Raw genomic sequence first — 24,822 nt, 5'->3', positions numbered from 1 at the left:
CACAGATTGCTTTTTTTTCTTAAATTGAGTAGTATTATCATGACTTTCATAATTTCATGAAAAGGAGCAGGATGCGTATTAAAAGAATCGCTTTAAGCGTAGTCACTTATAATAGTAGTGACGCCTTTAAAACTATCGATAACTTAATAACAGAAATACTGCCGCACTTTTCAGCAGAACTGTTCATTTTTGACAATAATTCAACACCTGACTATCAAGAGAAGCTGCAAGCCTATGCTTCCGAGCAAGTCACCATTACCTTTTATCCAGAAAATAAAGGCTTTGGTTTTGGCCACAATCACAACGCCCGCTTAACTGACAGTGAGTATCTGGTCATTTGCAATCCAGATATTTTAATTGACCAACATAGTTTAAAAGCTTTGTATGATTATATGGAAGAAAATGCTGAGGCTGCGTTAAGTGCGCCAAAGGTTTTATATCCTGACGGCACCACTCAGTATTTAATGCGCCAAAAACTCGATGTCTTTGACTATATGCTACGTTTTATTCCTTTTCAGTTTGTTAAGGATATTTTCAAAAAACGCTTAGCTTTTTTTGAAACCCGTGAACAGACCGACCGCACTGAGATTCAACAGATTCCGTTTGTCTCTGGTTGTTTTATGTTTTATCGCAAAAAAGATTTTGATCAAATTGCTGGCTTTGATGAACGCTTTTTTATGTACTTTGAAGACAATGACATCTGCCAAAAAACGCGCCAAAGTGGCAAAGAAATTATGTATGTCCCGCAAGCTTCTGTTATTCATTTTTACGGTCGAGATTCCCACCGCAGCCGCAAAGTCTTTATGATTTTTATGTGCTCGATGGTCAGCTATTTTAATAAATGGGGCTGGCGTTTTTTTTAAAACCAGCCTTGAAAGGTGCCTATGAATAAAATTACTGCAGTGGTGGTTTTGTACCAAGAAAAAATTTCTGACCTGCCTAGCTTGGCGGTCTTAGAGAAACTCACCTCTCAAAAAAATTTTCAACTTATTTTTTATGATAATAGCCCGCAGCCTCAAGAAAATCCATTTGCTGCTGATCAAGTGCTTTATCACCATGACCAACGAAATTTAGGTATAGCGACAGCGTATAATTATGCCTGGCATCAGGCCCAGCAATTCGGTGCTAACGCTTTACTTCTATTAGATGATGATACTGCTCTTACTGAGGATTTTTTTGACACAATTGCATCCGTTGTAATCGAACCCACTACCGGTGCCATTGTGCCGCAAATTGTTGCAGGCGGCCAGCAGATTTCCCCAGTTTTTGCTGATGTTTATATTAATCGTGCCAGCCAATTTCCAACGCCTGGCAGTTGTCAGCGGCATGTGATGGCCATTAATTCTGGTAGTTTGATACCGCTAGCCCTTCTTGAAAATATCGGCGGCTTTAATGAAGACTTTCCACTAGATTTTCTCGATCATTGGCTCTTTTGGAAAATCTTTCAACAAGGCTATACAGTTGAAATTTTAGACTCACAATTACAGCATCAACTCTCTGTTTTGAATTATAGTCAAGTCTCAAATCAACGCTATCAAAGTATCTTAACAGCTGAAGCAAATTATTATCAACACTACCAACAAGAATTGCTGCCGAACCATAAAAAGCAATTACTCAAACGACTTGTCAAACAATTTATCAAAGTTAAAAATCGTAAAATTTGGCGGCAAACACTGGCTGCCTTTAAAAATTTAACTGGAGGATCGACATGATTTCAGTTTGCATGGCTACTTATAATGGCGCTAAAGTCATTGAAAAACAATTAGTTTCGATTTTAAAACAGCTCTCCAGTCAAGATGAGATTATTATTGTCGATGATGCTTCCACTGATGAGACTAGAGGGCTAATAAAAAAAATCGCCGATCCGTACCCAGCACAGTTAATTCTGCTAGAAAATCCGCAAAACTTAGGCCCCATACGCTCCTTTGAAAAGGCTCTAAAGACCTCAAGCGGTGACTACATTTTCTTTACCGATCAAGACGACGAATGGTTTTTAGATAAAGTCGCTACGGTGATGGCAGTCATCACTCGAGAAAAAAGCGACCTTGTTGTCCATGATGGCGTGGTGATTGATGGGCAAGGAGCGATCGTTGACCCATCGTGGAATCACTACAATCATAATGATGTTCATCAAGGTGTCGTTGGTAATCTTAAAAAAAATGGCTATACCGGGGCGATGATGACAATTTCCCGCCGTTTGGCAAATGCTAGTTTGCCCTTCCCGAGTAAACTTGAAATGCACGACCAGTGGTTTTTTTTAATCGCCAAAAAACTCGGCTATTCGATTTCAATCATTGAAAAGCCGCTGATGAATTATGTTAGACACGGCGGCAATGTGACGGGAATGCGTAAACGAACCGGCTGGGAGCGGTTAAGAGGGCGGTTACGCACGGGTAAAAACATTTTGGCTTATAAAAAAAACAACCGGCCTACACAATCGTAGACTGGTTGTTTTTTTCTTGACGATAAATTTTTGTGACCGAAATTATTAAAAGAAGCACTAGGCTAATGCAAGAGGCCAAATATAGTAAGGAAGCTCCCAATAGTTGGAAATGGAGCACTAAATAATTTCCACCCAAGGCCGCTAAAATTGCGACCAGACTGTAGATGAATAACAATAACCGCTGACTATTAAATACTGTCAACAGATAGACTAAAAGATAAGTCAAGCTATTAATGCCCCCAGCTACTAATAAAATTGCAAACTCAAGCCGATAACCAGAAATATCAACTCCGTAAATAATCGAGAGAACAGGAACTCCTATGAACAATCCGCCGATTACTACCACAATCGTCAAACCAATAACTAATAAAACGATTTTTTTAACAATTTGCACAAATTCTTGATATCGTCGATCGTGCCATGCTTTTGAAATGTGAGTATACATGGGCACAAAAACAAAGGAAGTAAAAAGTGCAATAATCGCTGAAGGCATAAACAAAATATTATAGACAGTTTGAAAGTCTTCGTTTAGCAGAACTTCAATTGCATTTTTAGGTGTATTCATAATAAAGTTCGTTAAAAAAGCACTTAGAAAAATAGGAAAGGAATACATTAGCAATTGCGAAATTCTTTTAGGTGCGACCTTTTTTGTAGTCGTTTTGTCCAGACGGCGGACAAACTGATAATCAAACAGAAAAACCCAACACAGGGAAACAAAAATTGCCCCGATTAGTGACAATTGTAAATTTTCAGTCACTAAAAGCAAGATCAAAAACAAGCAATCATAGCTAAAAACTCTACCCAGATAAGATTTTCCAGAAATATCTAAGCGGTTTTGCTTCTGCAAAAAACCAGCAAAAACATCTGCAAAAGTCTCACAAATCATCAATGCTGTCAGCAAAAAAGCAATGGTCATCTTGTATTGGTCAAACCCTAAAATACTGCCGTAAATAAATGTTCCGATTAACATGGCACTAATCGTAACTGCCTTAGATTTAAAATAATAACTGAAAGAAAAATTATCATGGATATCTGCAACTTGATAATTGCGGCTGCCGAAATACCCGATTGTTAGCATCAACTGGCACACCGCCCAACCAATTGAAAAGACCCCTGCTTCAAAAGTCCCTAGAAAACGTGTGACAAATAGCAGCAGGAAGACTGAAGAAGCAGCATAAACACTACTGCCGATGCTGTACCAGAGGGTTTCGGTTTTTGGACTGACTTGCCGCTTCAAGATTTTTTGATAAAAATTCTCCATCATTCTTCCTTATTTCTCTAATTTGTATTTTGACTCTTGACATAATAGCGCATTAAAAAGTTCGCAATCGGCTGTGGCCAGAATAAGCGATACATAAATAAATCTTCTTTTGTTCGGGAATTATCGCTGATGGAAGCTGTCGTCTCCGACTCATCATGAATGCGATGGAACATCAGCTTTTGATTAACAAAGGCAAAACCACCCGTTCTATTGGCAATTTGATACCAAGCGTACCAATCCAATGAGACCCGCATTTCCTCATCAAAATGAAAATCCTTTAAAGCTTTTAGATTATACGAGACAGCTGGACAAGAGATGGGGTTACCAAATGCCAATACTCTTTTGCGCCAAAATTTTGACTTAGGAAATATTGCCATCGTCTTTAGCATCAGGCTTTTAATTTTTAAATTCGTATTAGCAGGAATTTTTTGGCCATCTTTCCATTCATAATAATCTGGATAAGCAATCAAGGTATCCGCCTTTTCCTTAAACTGTTTCATAATTTCTTCAGAGTAAGTCGCTTCGTAATAGTCGTCTTGGTGGGCAATTGTTGCGTATTGGGTTGTGACAAAAGACAATGCATTGTTCCAATCTTTACCAATTGAACCTCCCGTTTTGGTGAATAGCTCCAGCTGATATTTCTCAGCTAGATGCTGAATAAAATCATTCGGAGTAGAGGTATAAATAATAATTTTAGAGGCTGTTTTTTGATTAAGCAAAGACTGCAGGCAATCCTCTAAATAAGTGCTTTCCTTATAGGCACAAACCACAAATGTATGGTTGGGAAAACTAGTCGTCATCTTTAGCAGACTCCTTCCTTTTTGATTTCAAAAGGGATAGTTCTTGGATAATAATATTAATTTGGTCCTTCTGTTTGGATAATTGCAAAGATTGCATAAAGACAATCAGCAATAAGAAAATGACCGCTAAAAATAAAAGAAAATTGGAAGTCAGCTGGAAACCAAACAACTGGCTCAACCAAGTTGGAATTGGTGTAAAGATAGAAAATATCAATAAAATAATTCCGACTGTCAGCCAAATCCCAGCATTCTCCATAGAAAATTTGTTTTTATTGATGCTTCTAATGATGAAATATAAAAAGAATAAGGCTACTAAAATCATCACAATTGAAAAGATATCCATTAGTCATTCTCCTTCATCAAGCCTGCCACTAAAATGGCTGTGCTGACCTCTGCCATATAGCGAATCGACTTAATCGGCGTAATCGAAGACTCTCCACCTTGGCGTTCAAACATATTAACCGGCTGTTCTTGCACGCGCATTTTACGTTTCAACATATGCACAATTGATTCGGGCTCCGGATATTTAACAGGGTATCTACGGGCAAAAGCTTGGATGACCTTACGGCTAGCCGCCCGATAACCCGAAGTTGTATCATAGATTTTCTTACCAGTAACTAGCTTGATAAAAAAGGAAATTACATTAATACCAAAACGCCGCATAAAAGAAGTTTGAAATTCTGAACGATTGGCTCCAACAAAACGTGAGCCTACCGTTAAATCTGCCTCTCCTTTAACAATTGGCTCAATTAATACCGCTAAAGAACGAATATCATGCTGACCATCGCCGTCAAACTGCACGGCGATGTCAAAATCATTTTCCAACGCATATTTATAGCCAGTTTGCACTGCCCCGCCAATTCCTAAATTCATCACTAGATTTACGTGGTGCAGCTGATTGGTTTCTAAAATTTCCTGTGTCCGGTCCTTTGATCCGTCATTGATTACCACATAATCAAGTTCAAAATCAATTGTCCGCTGATATTCCTGAATACTTTGGACCGTCTGCAAAATACTGTCCTCTTCATTGTATGCGGGAATCACTAATAAAGTTTTCATTGCTCCTCCAATTTTAACCCTTAAAAACTCCTTGGGATAAATTCACTAATGCTTATTGTAACTGAAACATTAGGATTTTAAAAGACAAGCTCCATAAAAAAGAGTTCCCCTAAAGAAAAATAAAATAATCCACATTGACTTCTTCAAAAAGTTTCGTTGATTTTTTTCCAGTACAAGTTGCCAAGGAGCCCAATAAAAAAGAGTCAGCTAGAATCAATTGTCCTAAATGCATCATGGCATCTAGCACAATAAACTTGCTCACTCAAATTCCTATCTCATATCTTAAACTAAACTCGACCAAAGTAGCGGTTAATCCGATTAACTACTTTGTTTTTAAACCGACGAATTTTCAATTCTAATCGGGCCAAACGTGATTTCTTCTCGTTGGTTGCTAGAACATACTCAAGGTGTCTTAAAGGACTGATACTACTCGTTTCATAGCTATCAATATCCTGCAAGAGCTCCTTATAAACCGTCGCAATTTGATAATAATCCTTTGCTGTCGGTTTAAAAGCTGTCGCAGCTTCCTTTGCTGTCGAGAAATTTTCAAGCAACTCAACAATTTTCTCTGTCAAATCGTGAACATCGCCACTTTGATAAAGTTTTCCAAAATTAAAAATATTATACGCAGAAAGATGTCCGGGATTGTCTGATAAAACAACCGGAACACCATTGAGCAGTGCTTCCACATAGACTAAACCAAATGTTTCCATCGCTGAAGGAAACACACAGATATCTTGGTCGGTTACTTCAGACCAGGGATTTTCTAAATTCCCCTTAAAGGTAACTCCTTTAACTTGATGCTCTTTGATATAATTTTTACACAATTTGATATAATCATCATCCCAAGCACCAATTAAAACTAGCTCAAGATCATTTCTAGACAATTGTTCGAAAGCCTTGATTAGCTCCAATTGATTTTTTCTTTTGGTGAGACGACCGACTGAAACAATCCGCCGTTTTTTTCCGGCTTTTAATTCTTGAGCATGTATCTCTGTATAAGGGGAAAATTCTTTCACCAAACGGGGGTTGAATAGTTCATTCAGCCGCTGATTTAGCTCGCCACTAACACTGTATAGTTCATTTGAATAAGCAGAAATGAAGTCTATTTTTTCCTTGTAATAGCCAAACTCCCCCTCTGGAAATTCATGAATCATCCAAAAATGTGGCACACCAGTAATTGCTGCGGCTACGGCTCCCTGAAACATATTTACGGTGTTGGTAATCACCAAATCAATCTGGTTCTTCTCAATATATTCTTGGATGACTTTGATATTTTCTCGATGAAACATCGCCCGTTCCTCTAGTGTTCCCGGATAACCGCTGGGGGCTTCTTCCCACCACCATTTCAAAATTGGGATAAAGTTCGTTTCAATCCCTGCCTCACGACTCCGGTCATAATACACAATTTGACTTTCATGGCGCGCTTGGGGAGCAACATTGAAAACTTGATGCCCACTGGCCACCAAATATTTCATCAAATTAAAATTAGAAATCTCAGCGCCATTATCCATGGTACCAGATGGAGAAATAAATAAGATTTTACGCATTAGGTCTTCCTCGTCTTCCATTTCAATAACAAAAATCTTGTTAAGATTTAAAAGTTTTTTCTCAATCTAAAGTTGGTTAAATGCTTAGCAGGTAATTAAAATCACTGGTATCTAGTGGACTACCGCTACCAGCAATTTTAAACATGTGATTTTTTTAGATACTCCACCAATCCATCCACTTTATTTTCAGTCACACAGTTTCCCAAAACATATTGATACGCTTGTTCGGCAATAATTTGACGCCGTTCCTGATTAATCACAAGGGCTTCCAGTTTTTCAAACCAATCTTGGTCCTTAACCAAGATGCCGGTTTTCCCTTCTTGAATCATTTCCCGAAATGCTCCGATATCACTGGCAACAGTCGGCACTTTAACTAAAGCTGCCTCGAGCCATTTGATTTCTGACTTCGCTTCATTAAAAATTGATGTTACCAATGGTGCCAAATTTATATCGAGCTGACTTAAAAGCGCTGGTAATTGCCGCCAATCGACAAAATCATGGGTGACAATTTGCTCTTTAAAGCTCGCGATATCCTTTGGAACATCCAAATGACCCACTAGATGTAGCTCCAGATGAGGATATTTTTTTAGTAAATCAATGATAGCTGGCTTAATCAATTCAAAATTTTCATTATGGGTAATCGAACCGGAAAAATAGCCAATTGCAACTTTCTCAGTTGGCTGACCATACTCTCGCAGATGTTCTTGACTGATTGCGACTAATTCATCATTGGCTAAATTTCTATTTAGCAAAACTAAGGGTTTGTAATGATACAACTCTTCCTGTAATTTCCCTGTCGAAGTAATGGCTCCATCGCAGAGCATTAACATTTTTTGATAGTTATTGACGGAAGCATCGTAATTTTCTTTTTCAATTTTGCTTAATCCTTGGGTATAGCTCAACATATCCGTATATTTGGTATCGATAACTAAATCGTCAATATCATAAAGCACTGGCTTATCAAATTGATTAGCCAATTGAATTAACTGCTCCAAAAGTGGTGTGTAGCTGGCACGATAGATAATAATGTGGTTAGCATCCTGCGCATCCTTTAACTGCAGCTCAGACAAATTCACTTTGCGAACGGTTAAACCAGTAGAGCGTAGCTGTTCAACTTTATTTTCCACGCGATATTTTGTCAGCTGAGGGATTACATTTTCAACGCCGTCAATAATTAGTACGTAATTTTCCCGATGCCGGTCGTGTATTTGCTGCATAATTGTCTCAATTATTTCTGGAGGATAATCCGTTGTCTTTAGAAAATTTAACAAGGCTGGCACTTCTGTTTCCCTTTGCAAGCCCTGCCAGACAAATTGCTGATTGTCATAATTAGAAAAAGCTGAGTATTTAATCAAAGGCACGCCTTCTTGAAGCATCGTTAAAGGGTGGATGTACATCGCAGAATCTTGATTATTTAAAGTAACTGCCGAATGTAGATAACCTAAATCGGCAAAATGTTTGGTAAAAACTGTTTCATGACGACCAATCGCTTGAAAACGAGTATTGGTTTCGCCAAGGTTTCGCCAATAGTCAAAGAAACTATCCGTTAAAAAAAGCGACTTTTCTATCACTAAAAAGTAAGACTGCAGGTGGACCGGAATGTAACCGTATGGATTAAATCCAGTAATATCCCCTTGCTCTTCACCATAAGAAATTCCCCAAAAATCAACTCTCTTGGCCGCCATTTTTTGAAAAACTGCTGCCAAATCGCCAATTGGTCCAACATTGGTATCATTAACCAGTAAGAGCTCATCATAATCCGCCAAACCCTTTTTTCCTAAGTAGTCAACGCCGAACTTAAAAGCTGCTGTATCGTAGCCGCTATTTTCCCGAAAAACGACTTCGCCAATTTCTGCTAAACGTTTTTCATCGGCCTCCGGCAAACTGCCATTCACCACAATCAAAACTCTGGTGGCCAATTTCGCCAGAGCTTTAAGAAAAACAATTTTGTATTCCTGCAGATGAGCTTGATTTTCGTAAATTACATATATCAAAACCCGGCTGGGATTTTCGTAATTATTTAATTCCCGCTGCTTTTTTAATACTCGCTGTCGCATTTTTGCTTGTGGATTGGGTAGTCGACTAAGACCGCTTTTCAATTTTTGTTTGATTCGAGAACCTGCGACTCTGATTAAACGAGGTTCCTTAATCATCCGCACACTGTAATAGTGAATTTTTTTTAGTTTGTCCTTCATACCTATTCTGCTCCTGTTTCAATGACCCACTGACCATTTCGTTTTAAAACCCCACTACTGGAAATTCTTTCGCTTTTAGTCATCTCGGTCTTTGGAGAAATAATAATCACCGGCGAATTTTCACTATCAGAAAATGCAAATGGCTCGTCCTTGTCATTTCTGATGGACACGTTCAATTTGAGTTTGCACTGGTTGATTTCGTCTAGCTGACAAGTATAGCGGAATGTTTTTAATCCTTTCCCGCTCGTCATTTGATCAAAAGAATTATCATTATACATCCAACTATTGCGGTCAATGTCTTCAATGGAAAAAGCAATATAAGTTTGCATATCTTCTAAAACATTGTAGCTGATTTCAAAACTAATTTCGCGATTATCCCCTTCAAGCAGCTGAGGGGATAATAATTTCACTTTAAAATCTTTAATATGCTGAACTTCTTCTACCACTTCAGCTTCTTTTAAATCTGCTTCGGCTTGATTGCTGCCTTCAATAACTGTTGCTGAACCGCTTTGATTTACATTGTCCAAAGAATATTGATTGGCAACATCATCAGGGGTGCCAATTACTTTGATTTCGCCGCGATCAATTAAAACCGCTCGATTGCAATATTTTCTAACAGCATTCATATCGTGGGTCACTAAAATAATTGTCTTTTTAACTTCTTTTGCCTCAGTGAAATAATCATTACATTTTCTTTGGAAGGCTTCGTCCCCAACGGCTAAAACTTCATCCAACACTAGAATATCACTCTTAGCTTGAATTGCGACTGAAAAGGCTAGCCGCACCTGCATCCCGCTGGAATAATTTTTCAACTTTTGATTCATAAATTCATGCAGCTCTGCAAAGTTTACAATGTCGTCATACATCTCATCCACTTCTTTATCAGAAAAACCTAACATTGCGCCATTCAAGTAGACATTTTCTTTTCCAGTTAATTCTGGATTAAAGCCTACTCCCAGTTCAATAAAAGAAACCAATTTCCCATCAATTTCAACAGTGCCTTGCTCTGGTACGTATATTTGAGAAATTATTTTCAATAAGGTTGATTTACCACTTCCGTTACGACCAACAATCCCAAAAAAGTCGCCTTTTTCTACACCAAAAGAAAGTCCTCTTAAGACGTGCTGTTCTTGATAACCCTTGATGCCTTTAAAATAATTCACCAAGGTTCTTTTTAAACTGGTAGTACTCTCAGTCGGCAAGCGGAACGTTTTATATATATTATCTATTTTAACTGCGTACTCTTTTTTCTCTTCCATATTAAATAATCTCCGCAAATTTCTTAGAATTTTTAATGAAGATGCGATAACCGATAATTAAAATTAAAAATGGTAAAACATACGGAATCGCAATAAGCCAATTCGTATTAATCATCTGCCAAACCGGTGTGTAGGCTTCACCGATGGTCAAATACCGCAAATCTTGAATCAGCTGGGCCATCGGGCTAAGCATTAATAATTTAGCAATTGTCGGACTGTAATCAACCACTAAAGAAATCGGATAAATAATTGGCGTTAAATACATCCCTGCCTGCAAAACAATTTCCCAAATCGGCCCAATATCTCTAAACCGCACATAAATTGTCGCCAAAATAAAGGAAACGCCTAACGAAAGAGCATAGAGTTCCACTAATAACAATGGTGCCAACCAGAAATAAGCGCTTATCGTCACACCATTAATTAAGCCAAACAAAAATACAATGACCAAACTAATTAACAAATTAATCAAAGCATTCAGAGAAATCGATATCACAATAATTGAGGAAGGAAAACTTAATTTTCTTAACAAATCCCCACGGGTTACAATGGAAGACATCCCTAAGTTTGTTGTTTCATTGAAGAAACTCCAAATCACTGTCCCTAACAACAACGCAACTGCAAAGTTGGGAATTCCTTGTCCGAATTTTAAAAATCGGACAAAAACGATATATTGAACTGTAAACAGCATTAATGGTTTTAAAATTGACCAAACATAGCCCATCAAACTCCCTTGATAGCGCAGCTTAAAATCAGTCTTTACTAATTCCTTTAGCAAAATTAGATTTTTCTTTTCAAACATATTTTTCTCCTTATAACTTTTGGAATATTTTAATTGCATACTATAGTAGCTGATATTTTACACTTAAAAAAGTATACTCGACATCGGCCCCTTTCTCAACAAAAATCTGCAGTCTCCACTATAGCAAGCAGAAGTAAAGAAAAGCTTAATAAAAAGCATCTTAAAATCTAAAAATTGATTTTAAGATGCTTTACTAATTTAAAGATAGAATACTCCAAAAACTGTTTTCATTTTTCAGATTCCTGCTGATTGGCAGAACCAGTCATTTCTTTTTTTGATTTTTGCCCTGCGACTGTTGACGATTTTTCCTTATTTTCCTCTTCAGAATCATCTTGCTCATCAGCCCCAGTCAATTTTTTCACCTGATCAACAAGCCCTTTACGCTCTTCTACCTCGTGGCCCGTTGTATACTCGGCCACGACTGCATTGATAATACCACCTAAGATAATAATCATCGCCGCAATATTCAACCAAATCATCAAGACAATGAAACTACCGATAACTTGGTAGCTGCTGACCCGAGAAGCAAAAAAACGAGCATAAAGTCCAAACACCTGTGACAAAAGCATCCAGCCGACAGTTGCAAAAATTGCCCCCGGTAAAACTGAACGCAAGGATACTTTTGCATTGGGAACCACAAGATAAATCAGCCCCATAATAACCAGTAAGCCAACAGCTGTCACTGGCCAACGCAAGGTTTGAAAAGTTGACAGCCATTCAGTCGGAAATTGTAAAATCGGCTGCAAATATTCTGTAATAATACGGCCTAAACCAAATACCAACGTCGACAGCGCCAGTGCCACCATAAAAAGAATAATCACCAACAAAGATACAATACGGACAATAATAAAATTACCCCGCTTTTCAACACCATAGGCTTTATTCATGGCAATCTGCAGTGCGTTAATACTTTGGCTGGCTGACCATAAAGCCGCCAATGCCGAAATAGATAATAATCCACCAGACCCTTGTGTTAATAAATCTTCAATGGCATCCCCCAGAAAAGAAAAAATTTGACTGGGAATCACTTCTTTTAGATAGGTTAAAACAACTTCAGCATCCAAATTTAAAAAAGGTAAAATATTGCCAATCGCAATCAGCAATGGAAAAAGCGAAAGCAGCAGGTAATATGCTACAACCACCGAGCTATTTGTCAGCTCGGCTTCGGCCATTCGTGATTGAACAACACGAATAAATTGGGAAACCTGTAGTCGCTGTTGCAATCGTTTAAACACTGTACCCGCTCCTTAAAAACCTTAGTAAGTTCCCTCTTCCCCTTGTGAGGTTAAAATTCTTGGACCATCTTTAGTTATTGCAAAAGTATGCTCATACTGACAGCTTAATCCGCCATCCAAAGTATAGGCAGTCCAACCATTAGGATCCATTTTCATCCGCCAAGTCCCTGTATTTACCATGGGCTCAACCGTAATCACCATGCCTTCTTTCAGACGAAGGCCTTTACCTTTTTCACCATAATGAGGAATTGAAGGACTCTCATGAATGGTGGGCCCAATGCCGTGGCCGACAAAATCCCGCACCACTGAAAACCCTTCACCTTCCACATAGGTTTGAATCGCATGACCAATGTCGCCAATGCGATTTCCAATTTGTGCCTGTTCAATGCCAATATACAAAGCTTTTTTTGTAACTGCCATCAAGCGGTCTAATTCTGGTGTCGACTCGCCGACCACATATGACCAACAGGAATCTGACATAGCACCCTTTAAGTCAATGCACATATCAACCTTGATTAAATCACCACTTTTTAACGGCTCCTTCCGTGGAAAGCCGTGGCAAATTTCATCATTGATGCTGATACAAGTTGCATACTCGTATCCTTCAAAGCCAATTTGAGCTGCAACACCACCATGGCTTTCAATAAAGTTACGAACAAACACTTCAATGTCCCAGCTGCTAATTCCTGGTTTAATAAAGTCCCGCAAATGGCGATGAACATCAGCTAATAATTCTCCAGACTCATCCATAGCATCAATTTCACGGGTGGATTTTAATGTAATCATTTCAATTATCTCCTCAATCTTTCACTTCTCTGAACCTGAGGCTGTGACATTAGTTAGAACAAAGTCAAACTTTACGAACGACATCTAGTGAGAACCACTAGAAATTGTTGATTTGCGATTCGGATCTACTGGACCACAGGAGCAAATGTAACATGGTTCGAAATTTCATCTTTAAAAAAGGCTAATGTCACAGGCTCAAGGGAAGAATCCCTATTCCAAAGAGTTTTCTGAACTTAGTTTAACGAATCTTTTAAAAAAAGTAAAATACTCCCACCTAAAGAAGTTATAAGATGGTTAAACTTAGTTTGTTCACCCTTTAATCCCGTCGTTTTTTGTGCTATATTCATAAATAGTTACAATTACAAGGAGTAGGTGTCATGGGCATTACAGTTTTATTTTTTTCAATTTTATTTTTTGGTCTATTTTATTTTAAGGAAAGAAAATTACGTTTATTTTCTTTTGTATTAGTTACATTAAATAGTTTTTTATTCGGCTTAGTGATTTATAGCAACTTTTTTACTCCGTTAAACTTTGCCTCTGCAAATGAGATATTTTTCGTGCCTAACGCCGATATGTTGGTCGTTGCATTAACCGTAACATCCCTCTGTGTAATCCCAATCATTTGCGATTATTTATTTGAGACAGCTCCTAATATTAGGATTGTTCATCGTTATCAAAAAAGTTCCACCTGGTTGGCCGTCACTTTGCGTATTTTATTATATCTTTCAGCCTTTATCTTAATTTTTGCTGGCTTTTTATTTTTGAATTCTTGCTATTGGGCACTAAATTATTTTGGCGAGCTAGATATCAATCAAATTATTTATACTCTAAATCAACCTTTAGAAGGTAGCTCCTCAGTTCAGATGGAAAGTTTTGTTTTTGGGCCTTTGCTGTCTAGTGCTTTAGTTAGTAGTTTGATATGGTGTGGATTATATTTCTTAATTAGGTATAAAATAACCTCACCTAGCAACGCTCAAGAAAGCTCCCGTTCTTTCCTTCGTTTCTTAACGATTCCGATTGCTTTAATCTTAACTGTCGGAAACCTTTTTTTAGGAATTTCAGCATTTGGCTTTGAAAACGTGAAAAGTGCTTTTTTCGATAAGACAAAGCTATATGAAAGTTATTACGTTACTCCACAAACTGTTGCTATCGATTTTCCTGAGCAGAAAAGGAATTTGATCTACATTTATGTTGAGTCGTTAGAGACTACTTATATCTCGTCAAATCTTGGTGGTGCGCAATCTGATAATTTACTCCCTGGATTAAGTACTTTAGCTTTAGAAAATACTAATTTTTCAAATACAGAACTCTTAGGCGGGGCCTTGACTCTGCCAGGAACCAACTTTACCGCCGGGGGACTCGTTTCACAAACGTCTGGAACACCATTAATTACTTCAATCAACGGAAATGAGTACGGCGGTGAAACAGATGAATACTTACCTGGTGTCTACTCGTTAGGTCAAGTTTTAGAAGACAATGGCTATCAAAACTACTTTATGTTAGGTTCAGATATTACTTTTTCGGGAAGAGATAAATATTTCTCTCAGCATTGCGATTACGAGTTTTTTGATTATTATTATGCCAAAGAGCAACAATGGATTCCCGAGGATTATAGTGTTTGGTGGGGATATGAAGATGAAAAACTATTTGAATTTGCAAAAAATGAACTAGATCAAATTGCTAGTTCAAGTGCACCTTTTAATTTTACAATGTTAACAGCGGACACGCATTTCCCTGATGGTTTATTGACAGATTCAACTCCACAACTTTTCGACTCACAATACGCAAATGTTATCCATTGGAGCGACGCTATGCTGACTGAATTTATTCAATATATCCAGCAGCAGCCCTACTATGAGAATACTACAATTATACTCACTGGTGACCATTTGAGTATGGATACGAACTTTTTTGAAGATTTAGATGCTGATTATACTCGAACTGTCTTTAATACGATTATTAATCCAGCTACCACAATTGCTACAGAGGATACAAAAAATCGGCAGTTTTCAAGTTTAGATATGTATCCAACTACTCTAGCTGCCCTTGGAGCGACTATTGAGGGTGACCGTTTGGGCTTAGGCACCAACTTGTTTTCTGGCAAAGAAACGCTTGTGGAAGAGATTGGATATGATACAATGTACAGTGAACTGCAAATGCGGTCATCTTATTACACTAAAAATTTGATGGGTAATACAGATGTTGACGTGAGTATCAGTCAAGCAGGTACTGAGTAATAACATAGGAGTGAATATATTGGCGTTAGCAAAAATTGTTTATGCAAGCTTAACCGGCAATACAGAAGAGGTTGCTGATATTGTCGCAGAAGCTTTAGAAAACTTAGATTTAGAAGTCGAGTTAAATGAATGCACACAGGTGGATGCTTCAGATTTTGAAGATGCAGATTTGTGTATTGTCGCCACTTATACTTATGGCGATGGTGATTTACCAGATGAAATTGTTGATTTTTATGAGGATTTATTGGAGTTAGATTTATCTGAAAAAATTTTCGGCGTCTGTGGCTCTGGTGATACTTTTTATGATGATTTTGGCAAGTCGATTGATGACTTTGAAGCGGCTTTTCTTAAAATCGGCGCAACTAAAGGAGCCGATGCTGTTAAAGTTGATTTAGCTGCCGAAGAAGAAGATATCCAAAAGCTGGAAGCTTTTGCAAAAAAATTAGCTGAGGCGCTATAAAATCTCATTAAGAACTGATAAACAATCTTGCCTCACTATCATTTGTAATTTAAAATCACTGAGTATAAAAAAGGTTTAGGGGTTTTTTTCCTTAAGCCTTTTTCTTTTTTTCAACAAGACTAGCGAAAACTAATTGGCATTTTAAACTGATAGCATTTTCTATCAAAAGAATCAATCATAAAAAAAGTAATGTGCTCCTTTTCCCAACTTTTCAGTTTTCTTTTTTCAAGAAAGTGATACAATAAAGTATAAAATACTTTTATTAAGGAGGCAGCTGAATGGACTTTCCTTCTAAAGCAGCTGAAAAAAAATATTTTGAGCAAATTGCTAGTTTTGAAGAATTTATTGCCTGGTATCAGCAACAGGAGCACCCCACTTACGAAAAGCCTTCTTTGACAGTTGATATTGTGTTGGTTTGCTATAATAAAATTGCGGATGAGATAAAGTTGTTACTCATTCAAAGAAAAAGTCATCCTTATCGCAATTCATGGGCTCTTCCCGGTGGCTTTGTCAATCCTGATGAATCAGCGGAAGCCAGTGTCTTGCGGGAAACTTTTGAGGAAACCGGTGTCAATATTACTGATGAGAATATTGAGCAGCTCCATACATTTTCAACACCTGGACGTGATCCCCGTGGTTGGGTCGTAACAGTTAGTTATCTAGCATTCATTGGCGAGGAAGCTCTGGTTGCTGGTGATGATGCAAAAGAGGTTGGCTGGTTCACTTTGAAGCATCAAGGCAAGCAGTTATTTTTAACGAAGGATGAAATTGAAATTGTTTTAGATATTCCTTCCGGGAAATCAGTTGGCAAAAATACTTTAGCCTTTGACCACAATCAACTGATTTTGAAAGCCTATCAGCGAATTATTAATAAGATGGATCATGAACCACAAGTGCTTTTAGTTTTAGGCGATAGCTTCACGATTACTGAGGCCCGCAAAGTTTTTGCAAATTTCTTAGGAGTCGATTATAAGTCGATTGACCATTCTAACTTTAAAAAAGCAATGTTAGGCTACTTTGAGGAAATCGGTGAGCGGCCTGTTGGCATTGGTCGCCCTTCAAAAATATATCGATTGAAGGCTGAGGTCATTACCGACAGTTCTCGTTAAGTTTCGACTTGAATAGTTCTGAAGCAGCTGAGCTTAGAAAAATTTAAGGTCGCAAAAATTTTTTCCAAAACAAAAACCATATATCGAAACAATTCCTGTTTTATTGTTTCGACATATGGTTTTATTTATTTTTTCGGGCAGAATTTTTTACTGCAGTTTTGCAATAGTTTTAAAGAGTCTAGATTATCAGCGTCTTTTACAATTCTAAAATAGAAGGTCTCATCATTTGCTAAAAAACTCAGCCAATACTCTTCAGGTGTCTCTTCAAGGGAAACCTGCTGTAAATCCTGCCAAAAGAAATGGGTAATAAATTTTCGTTTATCAAAGGCTCCCAATCCCAATAATGAATGGTTTCGTTTCACAATCAACCGCTTTTTATCAAAAGCTAATAAGTATTCCTCTTCCTTCAATGCGGTCCATGCCAGATTGGCCGAACCCTGCCAATGATTTTTCGAATTAAAATTCAACTGCCGCCGAGCGATAAGATAATTATTCTTGGGAGCTAGACCAACGTAATACACAAACGAATGCAACTCTCGCGTTGATAACTGCTGAATCTTTTCCATACTCAACCTCCTAGTTCTAGTCAAATCTCAACTACTTTTGCCTTATATTGAAACTCTGCGAAACACATAGCTACTTACTTCATTCTATAAAATAAAAAATTATCCAAAAAATAATTTTATCGTCATCTTGATACTCTTAATATTACCTCAAGTCCTGCTTTTTGAATATCAGACTTGAGACCTATTTTTAAAATAAATCACTATCAGCTTTGAAAACTACTTGTTTATCAGGCTTTGATGCGAATTTCTGAAAATACTTCCTCAAAAAAAATTTAGAAAATAATATACCAACTATTTGAAAAGAGTCAGTATTTCACAGAACTGCTTTATGATATAATTAAAATGCAAGCGTTTTCTTTTTTGTGTGTCACTCTGTTTTGGTTTCAGATTTTGAAAAGTATCCAAATTTTGTTGTTGAGTCAAATGAGTTTCATTACTAAAAGGAGGAATTCTATGAATAAGGTAATCACCTTGGAACAAGTAACTGAACAGTTGCATGACGGCATGTCGATTATGATTGGTGGATTTTTAGGAATTGGCGCCCCGCTACGGTGTATTGAAAAAATTGTTGAATCCGGTGTAAAAGATTTAACGATTATTTCGATAGTCTCATCAAATCCTCCAGGAGGCTTTGATATCGCTTCGCTATTTAAAAACAAACAGGTAAAAAAATATATTACTTCTCATATTGGGACAACTGAAGAAGTGCAAGAAGCGATTAAGAATGATGAAATTGAAGTAGAGCTTTTTCCAATGGGGACTTGGACAGAAAAAATTCGTTGCGGCGGATATGGTCTCGGTGGGGCCTTAACGCCTGTTGGCATCGGAACAAAAATGGAGGAAGGCAAACAGATTATAGAAGTCGAAGGCAAAAAATATATTCTTGAAGTGCCATTGCGGGCTGACTTGGCCATTATTAAAGGCTATCGGGGAGATACGTTAGGCAATATTGAATACCGGGGAGCTTCGATTAACAGTAATCCCATTATAGCAGCGGCAGCTGACTTCACAATTGCCGAAGTCAATGAGATTGTTGCAGTAGGCGACTTAGAACCGATTCGAGTTGGCACACCAAGCGCTTTTATAAAAGCTGTTGTTCAAGGAAATACTCTTGATGAGCAGGAAGAAGTAATGGAACAACGCTGGATTGAAACCAATCGTTTTGCTAAATAAAGGAGGGATAAAGATGAATGATCGAGATAAAATGTCAAAGAGAGCCGGTTTAGAACTAATCGGTGCTTCCATTGTAAACTTAGGCTTTGGAATGCCTGTCAATGTCGCCAACTTTATTCCTGACGGCGTGGAGGTGCAGCTGGAAACAGAAAATAGTGCGTTAGGCATGGGGCCGACACCGAAACTTGGTGAGCAAAATTCTGATAATGCCAATGCTGCTGGCTTTCCTATTACTCTTTTACCCGGGGCTTCTATTTTTGATGTCGGGGTTTCCTTTGGCATCATCCGTGGCGGCCACGTTGATGTGGCCATCTTAGGAGCCCTAGAGGTCGATCAAGAAGGCAGTATCGCAAACTGGTCAATGCCGAGCCGTTCACCGGGAATGGGCGGTGCCATGGATTTAGTGGCCGGCGCTAAAAAAATTGTCATCATGCTGACCCACACCAATAAAGCCGGTAAATCAAAAATTTTGAAAAAATGTACCTTACCTTTAACCGGCTACGGCGTTGTCGATATGATTATCACTGAAAAAGCTGTCTTTAAAATGGTGGAGGGTCAATTAGTTTTGAGTGAAAAAGACCCTGCGTTATCAGTGGAAGATGTCAGAGCAATCACTGAGGCGGAATTTGAAGTAGCCGCTGATTTGCGGGATTATCAGATTTAACGGAAAGCTGTCAGCAGGTTGTGAAATTTCTTTAAATTTGATTATGTCTTGGTATCATATTACTGTGGCTACAAGCAATTTCGAAAAATATTTTTTATAGACATCAGCCTGGCTAATAAAACAGTCAGGCTGTTTTTTTTTTTACAAATAAAAAAACTTATCTTCAATTAGCCTAGCAGCCAGAGTCAGCAATGATGCTGACTCTGGACAACCTTCTGATAATCGAAGACAAGTTTTATTTTTTTAACTTCTAAAATGTTACTCTTTACCCATCGCCCGTTGAATAGCCTTCACGATTTCCACGATTGGAATAATTGCAAATGAGGCACCTAAGACGATTGCCCATTGATACATATCCAGATGTGCCACCCGGAAAATATCATTTAAACCTGGTACGACAATAATCACCATCATTAAAGCAAATGATAATAGAATCGCCCAGTTAAAGGTTTTATTGCGGAACGGTCCAACTTTGAACAGTGACTGGTGAATGGATTTTACGTTAAAGGCATGGAACAATTGCATTAAGCCCAACGTTGCAAATGCCATCGTCAATGCATCACTGTGGATTGCATCGTAACCAGTGTGAACTGGCCATTGAATTGCTGCCCAGTAAACGAAAAGAACCGTCGCACCTTCTAAGATACCTTGGTAGATAATACTGCTAAGAACACCGCCAGAGAAGAGATTGGAATTACGGCCCCGTGGTTTGTGGCTCATCAAATCTTTTTCAGCCGGTTCCATTCCTAAAGCAATCGCTGGGAATGTATCGGTTACTAAGTTAATCCATAATAAATGAATTGGTAACAATGTGTCCCAACCAAGTAAAGTTGCAATAAATAAAGTTAAGACTTCACCTAAGTTTGCAGCCAATAAATATTGAACAGTTTTTTGAATATTGGAGAAGACTTTACGGCCTTCTTCCACGGCAACGACGATAGTCGCAAAGTTATCGTCGGCTAAGACCATATCAGAAGCACCTTTAGAAACTTCCGTTCCGGTAATCCCCATGCCGATACCGATATCCGCTTGCTTCAATGAAGGCGCATCATTTACTCCATCACCGGTCATTGCAACCACTTTACCTTCAGTCTGCCACGCTTTAACAATCCGGACTTTATGCTCTGGTGAAACCCGAGCATAAACGGAGTATTCATGAACCCGCTTAGCAAATTCTTCATCAGACATTTCATTTAATTCAGCGCCCGTTAAAACAGCATCGTCATCACCGGCTTTAATAATTCCTAAACGAGCGGCAATCGCTTCAGCAGTGTCACGGTGGTCACCGGTAATCATAATTGGACGAATACCAGCTTTTTTAGCCATCCGCACAGCTTCAGCAGCTTCTTTACGTTCTGGGTCAATCATGCCGACCAAGCCAGCAAAAATTAAATTGTTTTCTAAGTCTTCTGTCGTTAATTCTGTTGGAATTGCATCAAGATATTTGTAAGCCATTCCCAACACCCGCAAAGCTTGTCGAGCCATGTCGGTATTATTTTCTAAAATAATATTTTTTTCTTCGGCTGTCATCGGTTTTACTTCACCGTTTAATAACACTTCGGTTGTCCGTTGTAATAAAACATCCGGTGCACCTTTAACAGCGACTAAAAATTTACCGTTGGCTAATTGATGAATGGTGCTCATCAATTTCCGATCAGAATCAAATGGTAATTCTGCAACCCGTGGTTCAGCAGCAACTTTTTCTGTTACGTTGAAGCCATGATCTAACCCGTATTGAACCAAAGCCGTTTCGGTTGGATCGCCAATCAAAGAGCCGTCTTGGGCAAACTTAGTATCATTGGCATAGTTCATCACTTTTAACGATAGATTGTCATGACTAACTTCATCGCCAGCTGGTACTTGGGTATTGTCAAAAAAGATTTTTTCAACGGTCATCTGGTTTAGTGTCAACGTACCAGTTTTATCAGAAGCAATAATATCTGTTGAACCTAATGTTTCAACAGCTGGTAATTTCCGAATAACGGCATTCCGTTTAGCCATTACTTGAGTACCTAGAGCTAAAATAATCGTTACAATCGCTGGCAGCCCTTCCGGAATGGCTGCAACGGCTAAGGAAACAGAAGTTAACAGCATGTCAATTGGATCAGTTCCGTTAATCACGATTCCTACAACAAACATGATGACCGCAATCACAATAATTGCGATAGTTAAGAATTTACCTAAGTCATTTAAATTAGTTTTCAGCGGCGTTTCTGTTTCATCCGCTTGAGCTAACATGTTGGCGATTTTACCAACTTCGGTATTCATCCCAGTGTTTACAACAACCCCGGTACCACGACCATAAGTCACGTTAGAGTTTGAATAAGCCATGTTGATTCGGTCACCGATACCAATATCAGTGCCTTCTAAAACAACGATTTCTTTTTCAACCGGCACTGATTCACCAGTTAAAGCTGCCTCTTCAATTTTTAATGAATTAGAGCTGATTAAACGCATATCCGCCGGTACGACATCCCCTGCTTCCAACAAGACGATATCCCCTGGGACTAATTCATTACTTTTAATTGATAAGGTGTGTCCGTCTCGTAAAACATTTGCATTGGGCGTTGACATTTCCTTCAAGGCTTCAATGGCTTGCTCTGCTTTGGATTCTTGGAAAACACCCATCACGGCATTGATTACTACTACTAGAAGAATGATGATAGAATCGACAAGCTCGTGGGAGACGACTGCGGAAATAATTGCTGCCGCAATCAATACAATAATCATCATATCTTTGAACTGTTCTAAAAATTTCATGAAGAGACTTTTTTTCTTGCCCTCTTCCAGCTCATTGAGACCATATTCTTGAATTCTCTTTTGGGCTTCACTAGCACTTAACCCTTCGGCAGACGACTGAACTTCCTGCAGGACCTCAGCCTCTGTTTGCGCATAAAAGGGAGCTTGAACCTGCGCCTTTTTTTCTTCTGACATTTTCATCCTCCTAATTTTTAAATATGTGCTGCGGGATTTCAGAGTAAAAAAATAGACTCACGTACACTCAAAAAGCGTACATAAGTCTCACTATTTAAGACAGCGCCAGAAAATTTCTTCCGGTGTTGGTGACGCTGTCACAGCAAAATCCTTGCTGCTAGTTACTCCCTCATGTAAATACCACAGGTGATATTTAATTACAAAATCAATTATAACTGTTGCAAGAGGGGACTGCAATCTTTTTAAGGAATTTTTTCAGGTAAAGGTTTTCACTCTGTTAGAAATAAAAAAATTATTGAAATTGGAAATTTTTATGACCGACTGCAAAACTCTTGGCATGATACAGCCACGAACCGCCATCACCGCTACCATCATTTGAGCAGATGACTAGCTGCTTTTGCTCTGGATAAACAGCAACACTGGTCGAACGTAGCATCTGCCGCTGGATTCTTTCCGGCAGAAAAATCTGTTCAATCGGTATTCCCTCTGGATTAAAGACCAGCACACGCCCTTGCATATACATGGCAACGTATAAATTTCCCAGAGCATCGATACAAATCGAATCTGGTCCTTCCAAGCCGCTAAAATGATACGGCACGGCACTGCCGTATGCCGGGATTGTGACATGGTCTTCAGCTAGACTCCAGAAATGCAAACGATTGTTACTCATCTCAGTTGTCCACAAGCCATCATTGGTTGGATTTAAAGCCACACCATTGGGCACGGCCATATTGCCCATCACTTGAGTAATTTTTTGATAATCGGCAGACACATAATAGACGCCGCCAATCGGATTGCAGGAATACCCTTTAAAATCAGTAAAATAAAACCCCCCTGCTTCATCAAAAATCAAATCATCGATCACAAAACCAAAGGAGGCATCAACAATTGTTTCCAGTCCGCTACCGTCTGGCTGCATAGCAAGAACGCTTCCGGTACTCTCCATATCACCTAGACAGCAGATAAATAAGCGGCCGTCCCGATGAATTTTTAACGCTGCTGGATTTTGATTTTCCAATAGTGCAATTTGTGTCAGCTGCTTTTCAGGCAGCTGCAAACAATAAATCTCGCCACCAAAAACATCGACAAAATATAAATCCCCCTTACGATCAAAACAGAGTCCCTCCAGCTGCATTTGCTGGTCTGATACTTTAAACCACGGCTCAGCCACTTGATAAGGGATGGTTAATTCATGATTTGGCAGCAGGCCTGGCTGTAAAAATTTATCGCCCCGCATAAAATTCCTCCTCTAATAAAGAAAACGATTTCATTGAAATCATAGCATTTTTTTCAATGAAAGAAAAATTTTCTTTTTTAGCTCGTCATTTTTTTGAACTGAGCAAGATATATCAAAAAAAGTTTTTTTAATCCTGCTATACTTTACTTACAGGAGGAAGCAGCCTATGCATACCGCTGAAATTCAACAAGCGATTACTTTCATTGAAGCTAATTTGACTGAAAGCTTATCTTTGGCGTCAGTCGCCAACACTGTCGGACTGTCGAAATTTTACTTTCACCGTCTGTTTAAAAAAGAAGTTGGCATCCCCCTTTATACCTACATCAAGGAAAGACGGTTAACGCTGGCCAGCAAACTATTGACCCAAAGTCAAATCAGCATTTTAGAGATTGCCTTAGTTGCACAATTTGACTCGCAGGAAGCCTTTAGTCGAGCCTTCAAGCAAAAGTATCACTTGCCACCTAAACTTTATCGAAAGACTTTAACAAACTTAATTTCTCAGGAGGAAAAAACGATGACAACAAAAACCGAAATTTCTGGCTGGTTATTTTCCGGCAGCGGCAGTGAAAAATATCAATTAGAACTCGACCAGCAAACCTTTCATTCTGGAACCCAAGCCGCCTTGCTGAAAAGCACAGACGAAGCGCTAGAACAACCGGACTTTGCCACAATTTTGCAGCAGTTTACACCGGAAGATTATTTAGGCAAACGGGTAAAATTCTCGGCCTTTATTAAAGCCGATGAAGTCGTTGGCTGGGCTGGTTTATGGATGCGGATGGATGGTGGCTTCACCGATACAATTTTAAAATTTGATAATATGCAAAATCGTCCTATTCAGGGTACCCGTGATTGGAATTACTATTTTACTGTTTTAGATGTCCCTGCTGAGACCACCATCATCAATATCGGCATTCTTTTGCAGGGAGCAGGAAAAATTTGGGTGGATAGCGCCAACTTTGAAGTGGTCGACCACACTGTTCCCACCACCGATTGGAAGGAAGAAGAAATCTATCAAGCTGGGCCAATAAATTTAGACTTTGAAAAAAACTAACAGC

General features: G+C 38.6%; 22 protein-coding genes. 9 read left to right on the top strand and 13 right to left on the bottom strand.

The genetic code is table 11. From position 1 onward, the window contains the following. Positions 1-71: 71 nt before the first annotated feature. From ORH16_RS09725 to ORH16_RS09715, 3 genes are read left to right on the top strand one after another with little or no spacing between them, the layout of a single operon-like run. Positions 72-863 carry a glycosyltransferase family 2 protein gene (locus tag ORH16_RS09725; protein WP_265458400.1) on the top strand — a complete coding sequence of 264 codons (792 nt, stop codon included), beginning with the start codon at positions 72-74 and terminating at the stop codon, positions 861-863. A gap of 21 nt (positions 864-884) precedes the next feature. Beyond that, positions 885-1,712: a glycosyltransferase family 2 protein gene (locus ORH16_RS09720; RefSeq protein WP_265458398.1), complete on the top strand. Its 828-nt coding sequence runs from the start codon at positions 885-887 to the stop codon at positions 1,710-1,712. Beyond that, complete coding sequence (locus tag ORH16_RS09715; RefSeq protein ID WP_265458397.1) at positions 1,709-2,443, top strand: glycosyltransferase family 2 protein; 735 nt, start codon at positions 1,709-1,711, stop codon at positions 2,441-2,443. The genes ORH16_RS09720 and ORH16_RS09715 overlap by 4 nt, the downstream gene beginning before the upstream one ends. Here ORH16_RS09715 and ORH16_RS09710 read toward each other — a convergent pair. The 10 genes from ORH16_RS09710 to map form a co-directional block, all read right to left on the bottom strand. Continuing rightward, positions 2,430-3,704, bottom strand: a complete 1,275-nt coding sequence (locus tag ORH16_RS09710; protein WP_265458396.1) for a lipopolysaccharide biosynthesis protein — start codon at positions 3,702-3,704, stop codon at positions 2,430-2,432. The genes ORH16_RS09715 and ORH16_RS09710 overlap by 14 nt on opposite strands. Positions 3,705-3,721: 17 nt before the next feature. Continuing rightward, positions 3,722-4,504, bottom strand: a complete 783-nt coding sequence (locus tag ORH16_RS09705; protein ID WP_265458394.1) for a glycosyltransferase family 2 protein — start codon at positions 4,502-4,504, stop codon at positions 3,722-3,724. Then, positions 4,494-4,847, bottom strand: a complete 354-nt coding sequence (locus tag ORH16_RS09700) for a DUF2304 domain-containing protein (RefSeq protein ID WP_265458393.1) — start codon at positions 4,845-4,847, stop codon at positions 4,494-4,496. The genes ORH16_RS09705 and ORH16_RS09700 overlap by 11 nt, the downstream gene beginning before the upstream one ends. Then, positions 4,847-5,563, bottom strand: a complete 717-nt coding sequence (locus ORH16_RS09695) for a glycosyltransferase family 2 protein (protein ID WP_265458391.1) — start codon at positions 5,561-5,563, stop codon at positions 4,847-4,849. Before ORH16_RS09695 ends, ORH16_RS09700 begins: the two co-directional genes overlap by 1 nt. A 287-nt stretch (positions 5,564-5,850) precedes the next feature. Next, positions 5,851-7,113, bottom strand: coding sequence for a glycosyltransferase family 4 protein (locus tag ORH16_RS09690; protein WP_265458390.1), 1,263 nt, complete (start codon positions 7,111-7,113; stop codon positions 5,851-5,853). A 137-nt stretch (positions 7,114-7,250) separates the two neighbouring features. Further along, positions 7,251-9,308, bottom strand: a complete 2,058-nt coding sequence (locus ORH16_RS09685) for a rhamnan synthesis F family protein (RefSeq protein ID WP_265458388.1) — start codon at positions 9,306-9,308, stop codon at positions 7,251-7,253. A 2-nt stretch (positions 9,309-9,310) separates the two neighbouring features. After that, positions 9,311-10,567, bottom strand: coding sequence for an ABC transporter ATP-binding protein (locus tag ORH16_RS09680; RefSeq protein WP_265458387.1), 1,257 nt, complete (start codon positions 10,565-10,567; stop codon positions 9,311-9,313). Position 10,568: 1 nt separating this feature from the next. After that, on the bottom strand, positions 10,569-11,366 hold the full coding sequence (locus ORH16_RS09675) for an ABC transporter permease (RefSeq protein WP_265458385.1): 798 nt from the start codon (positions 11,364-11,366) through the stop codon (positions 10,569-10,571). 227 nt (positions 11,367-11,593) lie between these two features. Further along, a complete protein-coding gene (locus ORH16_RS09670) occupies positions 11,594-12,601 on the bottom strand; it encodes a YihY/virulence factor BrkB family protein (RefSeq protein ID WP_265458383.1) in 1,008 nt (335 codons plus the stop codon). 21 nt (positions 12,602-12,622) lie between these two features. Beyond that, complete coding sequence (gene map / locus ORH16_RS09665) at positions 12,623-13,387, bottom strand: type I methionyl aminopeptidase (protein ID WP_265458381.1); 765 nt, start codon at positions 13,385-13,387, stop codon at positions 12,623-12,625. Positions 13,388-13,764: 377 nt separating this feature from the next. Here map and ORH16_RS09660 point away from each other — a divergent pair, with 377 nt between their 5' ends. The 3 genes from ORH16_RS09660 (at position 13,765) to ORH16_RS09650 (ending at position 17,193) form a co-directional block, all read left to right on the top strand. After that, the gene (locus ORH16_RS09660) at positions 13,765-15,624 is read left to right on the top strand and encodes an LTA synthase family protein (protein WP_265458380.1); all 1,860 of its coding nucleotides are present in this window, start codon (positions 13,765-13,767) and stop codon (positions 15,622-15,624) included. Between the two features lie 19 nt (positions 15,625-15,643). Continuing rightward, the gene (locus ORH16_RS09655; protein WP_265458378.1) at positions 15,644-16,084 is read left to right on the top strand and encodes a flavodoxin; all 441 of its coding nucleotides are present in this window, start codon (positions 15,644-15,646) and stop codon (positions 16,082-16,084) included. 278 nt (positions 16,085-16,362) lie between these two features. Continuing rightward, positions 16,363-17,193 (top strand): NUDIX hydrolase, encoded by an 831-nt coding sequence (locus ORH16_RS09650; RefSeq protein ID WP_265458377.1) that lies wholly within the window; start codon positions 16,363-16,365, stop codon positions 17,191-17,193. A 125-nt stretch (positions 17,194-17,318) separates the two neighbouring features. On the opposite strand, the gene ORH16_RS09645 is transcribed toward ORH16_RS09650, so the two are convergent. Continuing rightward, positions 17,319-17,759 (bottom strand): hypothetical protein, encoded by a 441-nt coding sequence (locus ORH16_RS09645; protein ID WP_265458375.1) that lies wholly within the window; start codon positions 17,757-17,759, stop codon positions 17,319-17,321. 453 nt (positions 17,760-18,212) lie between these two features. On the opposite strand from ORH16_RS09645, the gene ORH16_RS09640 reads away from it, so the two are divergent. Together ORH16_RS09640 and ORH16_RS09635 are read left to right on the top strand one after the other, a co-directional pair. Further along, positions 18,213-18,932, top strand: a complete 720-nt coding sequence (locus ORH16_RS09640) for a CoA transferase subunit A (protein ID WP_265458374.1) — start codon at positions 18,213-18,215, stop codon at positions 18,930-18,932. A gap of 13 nt (positions 18,933-18,945) precedes the next feature. Continuing rightward, complete coding sequence (locus tag ORH16_RS09635; RefSeq protein WP_265458372.1) at positions 18,946-19,596, top strand: 3-oxoacid CoA-transferase subunit B; 651 nt, start codon at positions 18,946-18,948, stop codon at positions 19,594-19,596. 258 nt (positions 19,597-19,854) lie between these two features. Here the strand turns inward: ORH16_RS09635 and ORH16_RS09630 are convergent, their stop codons facing one another. Together ORH16_RS09630 and ORH16_RS09625 are read right to left on the bottom strand one after the other, a co-directional pair. Beyond that, a complete protein-coding gene (locus tag ORH16_RS09630) occupies positions 19,855-22,530 on the bottom strand; it encodes a cation-translocating P-type ATPase (RefSeq protein WP_265458371.1) in 2,676 nt (891 codons plus the stop codon). Positions 22,531-22,822: 292 nt separating this feature from the next. Continuing rightward, positions 22,823-23,767: an SMP-30/gluconolactonase/LRE family protein gene (locus tag ORH16_RS09625; protein WP_265458369.1), complete on the bottom strand. Its 945-nt coding sequence runs from the start codon at positions 23,765-23,767 to the stop codon at positions 22,823-22,825. A gap of 166 nt (positions 23,768-23,933) precedes the next feature. On the opposite strand from ORH16_RS09625, the gene ORH16_RS09620 reads away from it, so the two are divergent. Continuing rightward, positions 23,934-24,818, top strand: a complete 885-nt coding sequence (locus ORH16_RS09620) for a helix-turn-helix transcriptional regulator (RefSeq protein ID WP_265458368.1) — start codon at positions 23,934-23,936, stop codon at positions 24,816-24,818. Positions 24,819-24,822: the final 4 nt, after the last annotated feature.

Origin of the sequence: Enterococcus sp. HY326 (assembly GCF_026157065.1) — a bacterium.
GTDB lineage: Bacteria > Bacillota > Bacilli > Lactobacillales > Enterococcaceae > HY326.
This window is presented reverse-complemented; position numbering and strand designations above follow the sequence as displayed.

Bases quoted from the DNA above. Each gene is read 5' to 3' on its own strand.
- ORH16_RS09725 (WP_265458400.1), top strand. From the start codon at position 72: ATGCGTATTAAAAGAATCGCTTTAAGCGTAGTCACTTATAATAGTAGT.
- ORH16_RS09720 (WP_265458398.1), top strand. From the start codon at position 885: ATGAATAAAATTACTGCAGTGGTGGTTTTGTACCAAGAAAAAATTTCT.
- ORH16_RS09715 (WP_265458397.1), top strand. From the start codon at position 1,709: ATGATTTCAGTTTGCATGGCTACTTATAATGGCGCTAAAGTCATTGAA.
- ORH16_RS09710 (WP_265458396.1), bottom strand. From the start codon at position 3,704: ATGGAGAATTTTTATCAAAAAATCTTGAAGCGGCAAGTCAGTCCAAAA.
- ORH16_RS09705 (WP_265458394.1), bottom strand. From the start codon at position 4,504: ATGACGACTAGTTTTCCCAACCATACATTTGTGGTTTGTGCCTATAAG.
- ORH16_RS09700 (WP_265458393.1), bottom strand. From the start codon at position 4,847: ATGGATATCTTTTCAATTGTGATGATTTTAGTAGCCTTATTCTTTTTA.
- ORH16_RS09695 (WP_265458391.1), bottom strand. From the start codon at position 5,563: ATGAAAACTTTATTAGTGATTCCCGCATACAATGAAGAGGACAGTATT.
- ORH16_RS09690 (WP_265458390.1), bottom strand. From the start codon at position 7,113: ATGCGTAAAATCTTATTTATTTCTCCATCTGGTACCATGGATAATGGC.
- ORH16_RS09685 (WP_265458388.1), bottom strand. From the start codon at position 9,308: ATGAAGGACAAACTAAAAAAAATTCACTATTACAGTGTGCGGATGATT.
- ORH16_RS09680 (WP_265458387.1), bottom strand. From the start codon at position 10,567: ATGGAAGAGAAAAAAGAGTACGCAGTTAAAATAGATAATATATATAAA.
- ORH16_RS09675 (WP_265458385.1), bottom strand. From the start codon at position 11,366: ATGTTTGAAAAGAAAAATCTAATTTTGCTAAAGGAATTAGTAAAGACT.
- map (WP_265458381.1), bottom strand. From the start codon at position 13,387: ATGATTACATTAAAATCCACCCGTGAAATTGATGCTATGGATGAGTCT.
- ORH16_RS09660 (WP_265458380.1), top strand. From the start codon at position 13,765: ATGGGCATTACAGTTTTATTTTTTTCAATTTTATTTTTTGGTCTATTT.
- ORH16_RS09650 (WP_265458377.1), top strand. From the start codon at position 16,363: ATGGACTTTCCTTCTAAAGCAGCTGAAAAAAAATATTTTGAGCAAATT.
- ORH16_RS09645 (WP_265458375.1), bottom strand. From the start codon at position 17,759: ATGGAAAAGATTCAGCAGTTATCAACGCGAGAGTTGCATTCGTTTGTG.
- ORH16_RS09640 (WP_265458374.1), top strand. From the start codon at position 18,213: ATGAATAAGGTAATCACCTTGGAACAAGTAACTGAACAGTTGCATGAC.
- ORH16_RS09635 (WP_265458372.1), top strand. From the start codon at position 18,946: ATGAATGATCGAGATAAAATGTCAAAGAGAGCCGGTTTAGAACTAATC.
- ORH16_RS09630 (WP_265458371.1), bottom strand. From the start codon at position 22,530: ATGTCAGAAGAAAAAAAGGCGCAGGTTCAAGCTCCCTTTTATGCGCAA.
- ORH16_RS09625 (WP_265458369.1), bottom strand. From the start codon at position 23,767: ATGCGGGGCGATAAATTTTTACAGCCAGGCCTGCTGCCAAATCATGAA.
- ORH16_RS09620 (WP_265458368.1), top strand. From the start codon at position 23,934: ATGCATACCGCTGAAATTCAACAAGCGATTACTTTCATTGAAGCTAAT.